At 63.7% G+C, this 12,695-nt stretch carries 13 protein-coding genes; 6 read left to right on the top strand and 7 right to left on the bottom strand.

Going from position 1 to position 12,695, the window contains the following annotated elements:
* Window positions 1-10: 10 nt before the first annotated feature.
* From pyrF to glsA, 4 genes are all read right to left on the bottom strand, one after another.
* A complete protein-coding gene (gene pyrF, locus ACN0YJ_RS00540) occupies window positions 11-724 on the bottom strand; it encodes an orotidine-5'-phosphate decarboxylase (protein ID WP_417495025.1) in 714 nt (237 codons plus the stop codon).
* Window positions 725-735: 11 nt separating this feature from the next.
* Window positions 736-1,362, bottom strand: coding sequence for a LysE family translocator (locus tag ACN0YJ_RS00535; RefSeq protein ID WP_417476496.1), 627 nt, complete (start codon window positions 1,360-1,362; stop codon window positions 736-738).
* A gap of 3 nt (window positions 1,363-1,365) precedes the next feature.
* Entirely contained in the window at window positions 1,366-2,196 is an 831-nt protein-coding gene (locus ACN0YJ_RS00530; RefSeq protein ID WP_417495024.1) for an SDR family NAD(P)-dependent oxidoreductase, read from the bottom strand.
* Between the two features lie 67 nt (window positions 2,197-2,263).
* Complete coding sequence (gene glsA / locus ACN0YJ_RS00525) at window positions 2,264-3,538, bottom strand: glutaminase A (protein ID WP_417495023.1); 1,275 nt, start codon at window positions 3,536-3,538, stop codon at window positions 2,264-2,266.
* A gap of 147 nt (window positions 3,539-3,685) precedes the next feature.
* On the opposite strand from glsA, the gene ACN0YJ_RS00520 reads away from it, so the two are divergent.
* The 3 genes from ACN0YJ_RS00520 to ACN0YJ_RS00510 all read left to right on the top strand — a co-directional run bounded on the left by ACN0YJ_RS00520 (window position 3,686) and on the right by ACN0YJ_RS00510 (window position 6,954).
* Window positions 3,686-4,918 (top strand): argininosuccinate synthase, encoded by a 1,233-nt coding sequence (locus ACN0YJ_RS00520; RefSeq protein WP_417476493.1) that lies wholly within the window; start codon window positions 3,686-3,688, stop codon window positions 4,916-4,918.
* A 201-nt stretch (window positions 4,919-5,119) separates the two neighbouring features.
* Complete coding sequence (locus ACN0YJ_RS00515; RefSeq protein ID WP_417495022.1) at window positions 5,120-6,229, top strand: sensor histidine kinase; 1,110 nt, start codon at window positions 5,120-5,122, stop codon at window positions 6,227-6,229.
* Window positions 6,230-6,306: 77 nt separating this feature from the next.
* The gene (locus ACN0YJ_RS00510; protein ID WP_417489209.1) at window positions 6,307-6,954 is read left to right on the top strand and encodes a histidine phosphatase family protein; all 648 of its coding nucleotides are present in this window, start codon (window positions 6,307-6,309) and stop codon (window positions 6,952-6,954) included.
* Between the two features lies 1 nt (window position 6,955).
* Here ACN0YJ_RS00510 and thpR read toward each other — a convergent pair whose 3' ends face one another.
* Together thpR and ACN0YJ_RS00500 are read right to left on the bottom strand one after the other, a co-directional pair.
* Entirely contained in the window at window positions 6,956-7,495 is a 540-nt protein-coding gene (gene thpR, locus ACN0YJ_RS00505; RefSeq protein ID WP_417489208.1) for an RNA 2',3'-cyclic phosphodiesterase, read from the bottom strand.
* The gene (locus tag ACN0YJ_RS00500) at window positions 7,492-8,136 is read right to left on the bottom strand and encodes an arylesterase (protein ID WP_417495021.1); all 645 of its coding nucleotides are present in this window, start codon (window positions 8,134-8,136) and stop codon (window positions 7,492-7,494) included. Before ACN0YJ_RS00500 ends, thpR begins: the two co-directional genes overlap by 4 nt.
* An 86-nt stretch (window positions 8,137-8,222) precedes the next feature.
* Between ACN0YJ_RS00500 and ACN0YJ_RS00495 the strand changes: the two genes are divergently transcribed.
* The 3 genes from ACN0YJ_RS00495 to ACN0YJ_RS00485 all read left to right on the top strand — a co-directional run bounded on the left by ACN0YJ_RS00495 (window position 8,223) and on the right by ACN0YJ_RS00485 (window position 12,301).
* Window positions 8,223-8,906 carry an ABC transporter ATP-binding protein gene (locus ACN0YJ_RS00495; protein ID WP_417495020.1) on the top strand — a complete coding sequence of 228 codons (684 nt, stop codon included), beginning with the start codon at window positions 8,223-8,225 and terminating at the stop codon, window positions 8,904-8,906.
* A complete protein-coding gene (locus ACN0YJ_RS00490; protein ID WP_417495019.1) occupies window positions 8,903-11,434 on the top strand; it encodes an ABC transporter permease in 2,532 nt (843 codons plus the stop codon). Before ACN0YJ_RS00495 ends, ACN0YJ_RS00490 begins: the two co-directional genes overlap by 4 nt.
* Before the next feature lie 117 nt (window positions 11,435-11,551).
* Window positions 11,552-12,301 carry a Bax inhibitor-1/YccA family protein gene (locus tag ACN0YJ_RS00485; protein ID WP_417476486.1) on the top strand — a complete coding sequence of 250 codons (750 nt, stop codon included), beginning with the start codon at window positions 11,552-11,554 and terminating at the stop codon, window positions 12,299-12,301.
* A gap of 73 nt (window positions 12,302-12,374) precedes the next feature.
* Here the strand turns inward: ACN0YJ_RS00485 and ACN0YJ_RS00480 are convergent, their stop codons facing one another.
* The gene (locus tag ACN0YJ_RS00480) at window positions 12,375-12,665 is read right to left on the bottom strand and encodes a DUF2794 domain-containing protein (protein WP_417495171.1); all 291 of its coding nucleotides are present in this window, start codon (window positions 12,663-12,665) and stop codon (window positions 12,375-12,377) included.
* Window positions 12,666-12,695 lie beyond the last annotated feature (30 nt).

Genomic DNA, 12,695 nt, shown 5'->3' with positions numbered 1-12,695 from the left:
TGGATGCGAGCTAGGCCGTTCCCGGCGATGGCGATGCTGCGGCCATTTCCGTGATGATCGCACGCGCTGCCGCGGCCGGATCGGTCGCAGCATTGATGGGCCGGCCGATCACCAGATGGGTCGAGCCGTCCTGCAAGGCCGATCCGGGTGTCGCGACGCGTTTCTGGTCATCAGCTGCGGCGCCTGCAGGCCGTATCCCCGGCGTGACGATGAGGAAATCGCCGCCAAACTTCTGGCGGATCTCGGCGGCCTCATGGGCGCTCGCGACGACGCCATCGACGCCGGCTTCCAGGCTCTGCTCAACCCGGCGCATCACCAGATCGCGCGCCCCGAAGGCATAACCCATTTCAGTGAGCATTTCGTCGTCATAGCAAGTCATCACGGTGACGCCGAGAATTTTCAAACCGCTATCGCCGCGGCCCGCGACGGCGGCGCGCATCACGGCCGGTTCGGCATGGACCGTCAGCAGGTCGGCGCCGGTATCGGCGAGGCTGCGGGTCGCTTTTTCGACCGTCGCGGGAATGTCGTGCAGCTTGTAATCGAGGAAAACCTGCTTGCCGGCCTGTTTCAGGCGCGCGCTCAATTCCATGCCGCCAATCGGGATGAGCTGCAGCCCGATCTTGTAGAAATTGACGGTATCGCCGAGCGCTTCGATAAGCGCCCATGCGTCGGGGATAGTCGGCTTATCGAGCGCGACGATCAGGCGGGGATCAGCTTGTAACATAAGCCGCAGGTCTAGTCGGTATTGCTGCTGAAGATCAAGCGCAAACCGAGCGCACCAAACGCCGTCGCGGCCAGGCCGTTCAATGCCCGCCGCAGAGTCAGCGAATGGGCGAGGCGGGCCTGCGCCGCACCGGCCGCCAGCGCGATGGCAACCAGGACCATCGTCCCCATCGCGAAGAATATCCCGCCGAGCATCAGCATCTGGATCCAGACCGGGCCTAGTTCGGCATTGGTAAATTGCGGCAGGAAGGCGAGGAAGAACAGCCCGACCTTGGGATTGAGCAGATTGGTCATCAAGCCGCGCAGGAATGCCTGTGAAGCCGAGGCCGATGCTTGGGCATGCGGCGCGGCGTCAAGTGTCTGGATCGTCCGCCAAGCCAGCCACAGCAGATAAATCGCACCGCCATAGCGGATGACCGAGAGCGCATGTTCGGAGGCTGTCAGGAGAGCGGCCAGCCCGATTGCCGCCGCTATCGTCCAGATCGCACCGCCGGTGATGATGCCGCCCACGGCGCCCAGCCCGGCGCGCAGACCGCGCGAGGCTGTGGTCGCGAGGGTGAAGGCCATGTCCGGTCCCGGTGTCAGCGCCAGCGCCAGACCGCCGGCGAGAAAAAGCGGCAACAGGGAAAGGTCGAGCATGGATCAATCTCCGGCGTCCGGGCTTGCCGGGTCCACCTCGCCGCGGCGGACACTGCCGCTGCTGCGCTCCATCATCCACATCGAGACCGGGGTCGGCAGGACCTGGTTGAGGCCGGTGAGGAATTTATACCAGAGCCCGGGCACGCAGATCGGCTGATTGCGTTGCAGGGCATTATAGCCGGCCTCCGCGACCTGCTCGGCGGTCAGCCACCAATAGGACGGCATTTTCGACACCAGGTCGCGCGTTTCATTGACGTCGTGGAATTCGGAATAGGTAAAGCCCGGGCATAGCGCTGTGGCGTGGATGCCGTATTCCTTGCCTTCAAAGTGGAGTGACTGGCTGAATTTGATCAGCGCCGATTTCACGGCAGCGTATAGCGTATGGCCCTTCGAGCCGGGCATCAGGCCGGCGACCGAGGCGACATTGAGAATGCGGCCATAGCCGCGTTCCTGCATGCCGGGCATCACCCGGTGCACCAGCTCGGCATAACTGCCCAGCATCAGCTGCAGGAAATCAGCCTGCTGTTTCCAGCTGGTCTGGGTATAGGTGCCCGGAAGGCCGAAGCCGGCATTATTGACCAGCCCGTCAATCGTGCGCCCGGCTGCTTCCACCGCAGCGATGATTTTTTTTGGTGCGGCAGGTTTGGACAGATCGGCCGCGATAACCAGGCTGTCGACGCCATACTGGGTCTTGATTTCCTCGGCCAGGGCTTCGAGCCGGTCCTGGCGCCGCGCTGTCAGCGCGAGGTCCCAGCCATTGGCGGCGAATTCGCGTGCCAGCGCCTTGCCAATGCCCGAAGAGGCGCCGGTGATCAGAACAAGATGACGTCGCATGAGGCGGACTCCCGAAGGCTGGTGGTGGCGCACAAGGTGCGAAGAGCCGCGGCGAAAGTCCAGCGGGCTATGCCGGTCCGTCCGTCGTTCCGGCGAAAATGTGAAACGGGAAAGCCTCGACCAGGCGGCGAGAGAATTCCAGCCCGCGGACCGGGTTTCCGAGCCGGTCGAGGGGCGGGCTCCAAAGGCCGATACCGCAAACGCCCGGCACAACCAGCATCAAACCGCCCGACACGCCCGATTTTGCTGGCAGGCCCACAACAAAGGCAAACTCGCCTGAAAAATCATACATGCCGCAGGTCAGCATCAGGGACAGCGTATTGCGGACCGTGGCCGGCTCCGCGATACGGTGACCTGTCAGCGGGCAGACGCCGCCATTGGCCAGGGTGGCGGCTGCGACCGACAGGGCGCGGCAATCGAGCGTCATGGCGCAACTGCGAAAATAGAGATCAAGCGCACGATCGACGATGCTGCCTTCCGGGAAGACACCATGGCTGTCCATCAGCCGCGCCAGCGCGAAATTGCGCTCTGCCGTGCCCTGCTCTGACCGGTAGACGGCTTCGTCGAAGCCGCAGGCCTGGCTGCCAATAGCCGAATTCCAGAAACGCATCAGCATGTCGAAACGCTCGGCAACAGGGCGTCCCGGGCGGATCATGGCGCTGCACATGATGGCCCCTGAATTGATCATCGGGTTGTGGGGGCGATTGTCGTGGTTGAGCGTCAATTCATTGAAGCCCAGACCGGAAGGTTCACGGCCGACATGATGATGGACAAAACGCTCGCCGTTCAGGGCCAGGGCCAGCGCGTAATTCAGTGGTTTCATTACGGATTGCAGACAGAAGGGTGTCTGTGCATCGCCCAGGGCCATCCGCTGACCGTCAATACTGCAGACGGCAAGGCCGAAACTGTCCGGGTCCTGCTTCGCCAGTTCGGGGATATAGCCGGCGACCTCGCCGCCCGTGGCGGCCTGGGCGTGGGCGTAGATATTGGCGATCCGGTTTTCAAACACGGGGAAATTCTCGATCGCCAGATCGCCATCGAGAATTTGCAACAGGAAGCGGCTGATATCCGGGGTCAGCCCGGCTTCGATCGCTGCGGCGTCGAGCGCCATATCGCTATCGAGAAAACTGCGGGCATCGGTCAGCCGCGGCATTTCGATATCGATACCGGCGCGCAGCAGGTGATGACGCAGGTCTGCGGCGGTGACGAGGCTTTCTTCACGGGCGCGGCGTAGCAGGCGCGCCAACAATTCACGTGCCGTCGCAGCGTCAGGCCGGTCGTGCTCGAAACGGGCGCGGCGACCGGCAAAACCGGAGAAAGCTGATATGGGGCGTGTAACCATGCTGGTAGATTGCTGTGCGCCAGCTGTCTGTCCAGCGGTGAATGCGTATTATCTACCGCTTGCCTTGCGATTTATCGGCCGGACCACTTGCGCACAAAGGGCGGGGGCGCTACGCGGGCTGCACACAATGCGAAGGGATGCGCGGCCATGAAAACTCCAGCCAAAGTGAAGAAGATCGTCCTCGCCTATTCCGGCGGGCTCGACACATCGGTGATCCTGAAATGGCTCCAGGATGAGTATGACGCCGAAGTGGTCACCTTCACCGCCGATCTCGGCCAGGGCGAGGAGCTGGAACCGGCACGACGCAAGGCCAAGGCTGCGGGCGTGTCGGAGATTTTCATTGATGATCTGCGCGAGGAATTTGTCCGCGATTTCGTTTTCCCGATGGTGCGCGCCAATGCGGTTTATGAGGGGCTCTATCTGCTCGGCACCTCGATCGCGCGGCCGCTGATCTCCAAACGTCTGGTCGAAATCGCCCACGAGACAGGTGCCGATGCGGTCGCTCATGGTGCCACCGGCAAGGGCAATGACCAGGTCCGTTTCGAGCTCGGCGTCTATGCGCTCGACCCGGATCTTCGCGTCATTGCGCCCTGGCGCGAATGGGACCTCAATTCGCGCACCAAGTTGATTGCCTATGCTGAAGAGCACGGCATTGAAGTCGCCAAGGACAAGCGCGGCGAGGCACCGTTTTCGGTCGATGCCAATCTCTGGCACACCTCCTCGGAAGGCAAGATGCTCGAGGATCCGGCCGAGGAAGCCTCCGAGCTTGTCTATCAGCGCACGGTGCGGCCTGAAGATGCGCCCGACACTCCGGAATACGTCACCATCTCCTTCAAGCGCGGCGATGCCTGTGCCATTGATGGCAAGGCGATGAGCCCGGCGACCCTGCTGACGCGGCTCAATGAGCTGGGTGGCAGGCACGGCATTGGCCGGCTCGACCTGGTCGAAAACCGCTTCGTCGGCATGAAATCACGCGGTGTCTACGAGACCCCGGGCGGTACGATCCTGATGTCGGCCCATCGCGGGATCGAGCAGATTACCCTCGATCGCGGTGCAGCCCACCTCAAGGATGAGCTGATGCCACGCTATGCCAAACTGCTCTATGAGGGCTTCTGGTTCTCGCCGGAACGCGAAATGTTGCAGGCAGCGATCGATGCCAGCCAGGAATTCGTCACCGGCGATGTCCGCCTCAAACTCTACAAGGGCTCCGTCAATGTCGTGGGTCGCAGCTCCGATCACTCGCTCTACTCGCAGGCGCACGTCACCTTCGAAGAGGACGAGGTCTATGACCAGAAGGATGCGGCCGGCTTTATTCGTCTCAATGCGCTTCGGCTTCAGTTGCTGGCGCGGCGCAAGCGCCGGCTGGGCCGTAATGATTGAGGATCGGCACGTTTTCGCACCCGCCTGGTGAGTCAAGCGCACGCATCTTTAATTCATCGGGCCAGTTAACGCTTTACAGACAGCACGATACGAGTGATTTTGCGCCGCCGGTTTGACCGGGGTATCACGATGTGACGCTCCTGGACGGGCAATAGACTGCCCCGTGGCCCGTCTGTAGGGCCGCGCATGAGTGAGAACTTCATGCTGTCAACGGCTGTCCAAGATGTCTTCGTCGTCCTCGCGCTGGCTCTAACGCTGTTCGTTATGGCCCGGAATCTGAGGGCGATCAGCTTTGCCGGAATTTCGCGTGAACTCGGCCTCATCGCTGTGGGGATGGCGATCTGGGGCGGGTATCACCTTATCCATCTCGTCTTTCTGCTGGTTGGTCCGATCTTGGCCGACGGCGGCCAGACAGTTCAGATCGGCACGGTCCTGGAGACCTGGGTCCGTTGGGCTTGTGAGACGGTGGCGACGATCTTCTTTCTGCTCGGGGTGGTTCAGCTGACCTGGCGATTCGGGCGGTTGATGGAGAGCCTCGAGCAGTCGGCATCGGCGCTTGAGCATGAGGTCAGTGTCCGCACGACGCTCGAGAGCGAACTCAAGACTGCGGCGGAGACCCAGCGGGTGGCCAGCCAGCATGAATCTGACTTTCTGCTGGGGTTGAGCCATGAATTGCGAACCCCGCTGAACGGGATTATCGGGCTTGGCAGCCTGCTCGGGAATACCGCGCTTGATCCGGCGCAACGTAAACTGCTGGCCACGATGGAGCAGTCTGCCCAGACCATGCTGGCGCGCGTTAGTGTCGTGACCAACCTGTCGCAGTTGAAATCGGACCAGGTCGAAGTTCGCAATCAGGCCTTCTCACCGGCGGACATCCTCAAATCGGTCGAAGCCCTTTTTGAGCCCGCCGCGCGTGACAAGGGTCTGGTGTTTGCCGCTGAAATCACGCCCGCTGCGACGAAGCAGGTGATCGGCGATAGCCGATTGACGCGGCAACTGTTTTCAACGCTCGCCGCGCTCGTGATCAAGCACAGCCCGCCCGGCATCCTGCGCGGCCTGCTCGAGGTCGAGGAAGAGGGCGAGGGGCTTGCCTGGGTGAAGTTCACGGCGACGGTGGAGCAATTATATTTTCCGCCCAAGGTGATCGAGCGTGTTCGTGCCGAGTTTGCCAATATGAGCGGTGATGGCGGTGTCGGGCTGGCGATTTGCTGGCGCCTGGCCACATTGATGGACGGCACGCTGGAGATCGAGAGCAGTGCGGAGGCCGGCACGGTGATCACTGTCTGCCTGCCGATGCGGCGGGACGTTTAGACGGCGCCCGCTCCTTTAGGGCTGGATGCGCCCAGGGCACCGCTCTATGCTCCGCGCGAACCGGACACGAGGCCCGCATGAAACGCTTGTTTACGACGCTTGCACTTCTGTCGATCCTGGCCGCTTGTGCCGGGCCCGAAACCATGACGGGCTTTGACCGTCCGGGCTTGTTGGAACGGGCCCCGACCGACCGGTCTGCCGATCTCCAGCGCGCTGACCGGCATATTCTGGTCGTCCGGCATGCGCGCAAGATCTCTTCGGACTGCAATGCGCTTGATTGCCCGCTCAGCCCTCAGGGTGAGGCCATGGTGGTGCGGCTGGCCGAACTGATCGGTACTCCGGCGGTTGACCAGGCCTATTCAAGTGCCGCCTGCCGGACCCTGCGGACCGCCGAGGCGGGAGGCCAGCCGGTCATCGCCCACCAGGCGGGGGACGGCCTGGAGACAGGTTGTGCGGCGCAGGACGTGATCACGCGCAGTCGCGCCGCCGCCTTTGCCGATGCGGCCGCTTCGGATGCCCGCTGGACACTGGTCGCAGAGCATTCCAACACCAGCTGCCTCTGGCTGACGCAATTTGCCGGCCTGGACGCATCCCAGGCCGTTGGTTGCAGCGACGGGCGTCTGGCCGATCAGGCCTATGGCGACATATTCTGGCTCTACCAGCTGGAGGGTGGCTGGCAGGTGACGGTGCTGCCGTCGGCCTTTGAGGTCGATATCGAGGAATAGTCTAGCTCAGTGGATAGCGGGTGACCGGTTGATAGATATTGGCGTCGCCGCGGCTTAACCAGCTGGCATAGAGGCTGAAATGTGAGATCCGCACCGGATCGCACCGGAAAGTGCCGAGCGCCTGCGTGAAGCCTGCCAGTGCGTCCACCGGCGTTTTCCTGAGATAGGCCAGGGTGATGTGGGGCACGAAATTGCGTGTCTCCGCGGCGATCCCGGCGCGTCGGGCCGCGCGTTCGCATTTGGCTTGCAGGGCCAGCAGTGCCGGGTCCGGCTCGGCGCCAATCCACAGCGCATGGGGATCCAGCCGGCCGAACCAGCCGGCCCCCTTGAGCGTGAGATCAAAGGCCGGTGCCGTGATCTTCCCCAGCTCGAACTCGAGATCTTCAGCCTTGCGCTCATCAATATCGCCGAAAAAGCGCAGCGTCAGATGCAGATTTTCACGCGGCCGCCAGCTGGCGCCGGGCAGGCCTGCTTGCAGTGCCAGAAGCGGATCGCACACACTGTCCGGCAGTCCGATCGCGGCAAACAGGCGCTGACTCATGGTGCCGCCTCTCGCCGGGGCAGGCCGAACAGCGCCGTGGCGATGAAGTCCGCCAGCGGAGCGGCCATCCGGTCAACGCCCTCGGCCGTCGGGTGCAGCCCGTCGCGCTGCAGGAATTCAGGGTGCAGCACGACGGGCGCCAGAAGGAAAGGGTAGAGCGCGATATCTTCGGCCTGCGCAAGGTCGGGATAGATCGCATCGAATTGCTCGCGGTATTCCACGCCCATATTGACCGGGGCGCGCATGCCCGCGAGGATGATGTCGAGATCGCGGGCCCGCGCCCGATCGATCATCGCCGCCAGATTGGCCCGTGCCTGTGCCGGTGGCTGGCCCTGAAGGGCATCATTGGCCCCAAGCGCAATGAGGACGCCGTCGGCCTCGGGATCCACCGAGAAATCAAACCGGGCCAGACCGCCCGCCGTCGTATCGCCTGAGACGCCGGCATTGACCACGACAACCTGGTCGAGACCCCGCGCCGCGAGGGCCTCATCGAGGCGGGCCGGCAAGGCCTCGCTGTCATTCAGCCCGAAGCCGGCGCTCAGACTGTCCCCGAGCACGACCAGCCGGTAGGCCGGCTCGTCCGCCGCTGCGAAGCCCGGCGCGGTGAGGGCAAGCAGGCCGATCACGACAAGGTGAAGCATGTGACGCATCTTAAACAAGGCCTTTGCCGAACGACATTCTATGACATATATCGAAATTCGATATCAACGCAAATCCCGGATCCCTAATGACAGATACCAGCTTGCCTCCCGTCCTGTCGCTACGCGATGTCGAACTGACGCTGATGGCCGCATCGGGGCCGATCCATATTCTCGATCATGTCAGTCTCGACGTGCGGGCTGGCGAGAGCGTGGCGATCATCGGCCCGTCGGGATCGGGAAAATCTTCCCTGATGGCGGTTTCCGCCGGGCTGGAACGGACCACATCCGGTGAGATCACCCTGCTCGGCGAGCCTGTGACCGGCCGCAATGAGGGCGAGCTGGCCCGCTTGCGCCGCGGCCGTGTCGGTTTTGTGTTCCAGTCCTTCCATCTGATGCCGACCATGACGGCGCTGGAGAATGTCATGGCGCCGCTCGAGATCGCGCGACAGGACCGGGTGCGTGAGCGCGCCACCGAAGCCCTGTCCCAGGTCGGGCTGGAGCACCGGTTGACGCATTATCCCGGCCAGCTTTCCGGCGGCGAGAAACAGCGCGTCGCGGTGGCGCGGGCGCTGGCCGTGGGACCGGAGATCATTTTCGCTGACGAGCCCACCGGCAATCTCGATACGGCCGCGGGCGGGATGATTGCCGATTTCCTGTTCGAGGCCGCGCGTCAGCACGGTGCGGCGCTGGTCCTTGTCACCCATGATCGTGACCTCGCCAACCGGGCCGGCCGCATTATTGAAATGCGTGACGGGGCGATCCAGTCATGAATGCGGGTCTGGCCCTGCGCATCGCCGGACGGGAATTGCGCGCTGGTACACGTGGTTTCCTGGTTTTCCTCGCCTGCCTGACGCTTGGCGTCGCCGCGATTGCGGCGGCCGGGTCGGCGAGCGCGATGTTCCGCCACGGCGTTGCCGGTGAGCTGAGCCGGATCCTCGGAGGCGATCTGTCCTTCTCTGTTCAGCGTGCCGGCTTGCCGGATGATCTGGTGGCGGAGATGGGCTTGGCCGGGCAGGTTTCGCAAATCGCGGACATCAATGTCATGGCCAGTGTCCACGATATCCGCCGGCTGGTCCGGCTGCGGGGCGTCGATCCGGCCTATCCGTTGCTCGGCACAGTCGTGACCCTGCCTGATCGGTCGCTCCATGACCTTCTGGCCCCGCAGGACGGGATTGCGGGCGCTGCTGCCGATCCCGACATTTTCCGGGTCTTCAATGCCCGGATCGGTGACCGGATTGAACTGGCCGGCGAGGTTTTTGAATTGCGTGCCGAACTGGTGAGCGAGCCCGACCGGCTCGATCTCGGTTTCGATTTCGCGCCGCGCCTTCTGGTCGCGCTGGACGTTGTCGAGGGTGCGGGCCTGATGCGTGACGGCTCGATCTATCGCTCGGGATTGCGGGTGCGGCTCGATAATGACAATGCCGACCTGGAAGCGCTCGAGGCGCAGTGGGCGCCGCGCTTGCGCGAGCACGGCATCGACATCACCACGCGTGATGATCTCGGCGACCAGTTCGACGATCTGCTCGACAATCTCAGTGTTTTCCTGGCCGTGGCCGGTCTGGCCGCCTTGCTGGCGGGCGGGCTGGGGGTGGCGCAGGCCGTCTCCACCTTTTTGTCGACGCGAACCGGGTCGATAGCCGCGCTCAAGGCGCTGGGTGCTGACGGGGCCACCATCCGGCTGGCCTATCTGTTGCAAATTCTGGCTCTGGCGCTGGCCGGCTCGCTGCTCGGCGCCGCGCTGGGGGCACTGGCACCGATGGCCCTGGTCCGGGCGTTCGGCGATGCCTTGCCGATTCCGGTCCAGGCGGGGATTTATCCCGGTCCGCTGGGGCTGGCTGTGCTGTTCGGCATGCTCTCGGCGCTGGCCTTCGCCTTGCCGGCGGTCGGACGGGCCCGGGCGACACCGCCGGCAGCCCTGCTGGGCGGCGAGGTGCGAGGGCAGAGTGCGACGCCATGGAGCGAGCGGATTGCCGCCATGCTGACCGGGATGGTCTTCGTGGCGTTGGCGGTGCTGTTCAGCCCGTCTCCCATGGTGGCCGGCGTTATGCTGGGCTTTGCCGTCGTCGTTTTCGTCTTGCTCTGGGGCGCGGCCTTCGGTCTGCGGCGGCTGGCCGCCGGGCTGGCGCACCGGGCCCGTGGTGGCTTGCGTCTGGCCCTGACCCAGCTGGGCGGTCCCGGCTCGGTGGCACCGGTCGCGGCGCCGGCGCTGGGGCTTGGTCTGGCCTTGCTCGCCGTGGTGACGCTGGTGCAGCACAATCTGGTAACCCAGATCCGCGATACCGCCCCCGCCAATCTGCCCAGCCTGGTCATCGCCCAGATAGCGTCTGATCGCGGCGATGAATTCGATCAGATCGCGGCTGAGGCCGGCGCCCAGATCACCGACACGACGCGCTACCGCCGGGCACCGGCCCTGCTGGGCCGGATCACCGGGCTCCGGGGCGAACCGCTGGACCTCGAGACCGTTGCGCCGTCAGAACGCTGGCTGGTCGATGGCGAAACACGCCTGACCTATCTGGCCCGAATGCCGCCGGAGGCCGTGCTTGAAGCCGGCGAATGGTGGCCGGAGGATTATGCCGGACCGCCGCTGATCTCGATCGAGGGGGATGCGGCGCGCGGGCTCGGTGTCGGTGTGGGTGACAGTGTGACCTTCCGGATCCTGGGGCGTGAAATCACAGCCGGGATTGCCAGCCTTCGAACGATCGACTGGGGTGGTTTCGGGGTCAATGTCGCCATAATTTTCGCGCCGGGGACGCTGGAAGCCGCCAATCCGACCCAGACGGTTCTGTTGCGGGCGCAACCGGAATTCGAGGACGCGATCGCCCGGGCGGTTGGCGCGGCCTTCCCGGATACCGTGATCTATCGCGTTCGCGAGCGCCTGCAGGCCGCCGCCGGGGTGTTCGCGCAGACAACGGTGGCGATCAATGCGGTCGCTGGTGTTGTGGCACTGGCGGGGGCTCTGGTGATGCTGGGCGCCTTTGCCGCGGCGGCGCGGCGGCGCGTTACCGATGCGGCCCTGCTCAAGACCCTTGGGGTGACGCCGGCCGGGGTTTTGGCGATCTTCGCGCTGGAATTCGGGCTGGTCGGCGTGATGGCGACCGTGCTGGCTCTGCTGCTGGCGATCCCGCCAGCCTGGTATGTGATGACCCGGCTGGTCGAGGCGGTGTGGGCGCCGGACTGGATGGCGGTTGCGGCGGTGAGCGCGGTGGCCATCCTGTCGGCGGCGGCTGGCGGCGCCCTCGTTGCACGGGCCGCGCTCTCGGTACCGGCGGCCAGGGCGCTCAACTCGACCCAGAGCTGAAATGCCAAGAGGGGGGATGCGAAGCCTTCCAGTCCCGGCTTGCAATCGTGCCGCGGCGGCCCGATATTGTCTGCAAATCGCCTGATCGGGCGGAAACAGGAATGAGAGACCGAAACGATGAATGATTTCTCCCGCACCCATGCCGGCGCGCCACCGATGGACATGTCCATCGATGCCGGTCTGCGCAGCTATATGCTTGGCATCTACAATCTGATGACAATCGGCCTGCTGGTGACAGCGGGCGCCGCGATCCTGTCAGCCCAGCTTTTCTTTGTCGGCATCGGCACTGAAAGTTTCGGTGTGACGCCGCTGGGCGCCACGGTCTTCAATACCCCGCTGAAATGGGTCGTGATGCTCGCGCCGCTGGGCATGGTGATGCTGATTTCATTCCGGCTGAACAAGCTTAGCTCGGGCATGGCGCGGACGCTGTTCTATGTCTTTGCCGGCGTAATGGGTATTTCACTGTCCTCGATCATCGCGGTCTATACGGCCGGTTCGATCGCCAACACATTCTTCGTCACGGCGGCGGCGTTTGGCGCGTTGAGCCTTTATGGCTACACCACCAAGCGTAATCTGACCGGGATGGGTTCCTTCCTGATGATGGGGCTGTTCGGGCTCATCCTGGCTTCGATCGTCAATATATTCCTCGCCTCGAGCGCCATGGAATTCGTGATCTCGGCCGTTGGCGTCCTGATCTTTGCCGGCCTGACCGCCTATGACACCCAGCGCCTGAAGATCAGCTATTACGAATATGGCGGCACGCCGGAACTGGCGGCCAAGATGAAGGTCCACGGAGCGCTTTCGCTCTATCTCGACTTCATCAACATGTTCCTCTTTCTGCTGCGCTTCATGGGCAATCGCAACTGATCGCGGGCGGATTTGCAAGACCGAACCCCCGGAGCCTGGCTTCGGGGGTTTTTCTTTGTCCGGCACCCGGTGATCAGTCCACGACCGAGAAGCGTTTCTTGTCGAAGACCCGCAGGACCTGGGGCAGTTCATGACCGCGTTTGAGGACCTGACCGTCAACCGCCACGACTTTGTACATGCCCTGGCGCTGGGCGTCGGCGGGGGTTTTGATGATGGCAAACATCGGCACTTCGCTGGCCCGGCGGAAGATCGAGAACACGGCGTTGGCCGCCAGGCCATCAATCGCGTAATCCTTCCACTCGCCCATGGCGACATAGCGGCCATAGACGTTGAGGATCTCCGAGAGTTCGCGCCGGTTCCACATCACCGGGGCGGGCGCGCGTTTCGCGATTTG

The organism is Maricaulis sp., assembly GCF_048270095.1.
GTDB lineage: Bacteria > Pseudomonadota > Alphaproteobacteria > Caulobacterales > Maricaulaceae > Maricaulis.
Note: the sequence above shows the minus strand (reverse complement) of the source record. Positions and strands in the feature narration are given on the sequence as shown.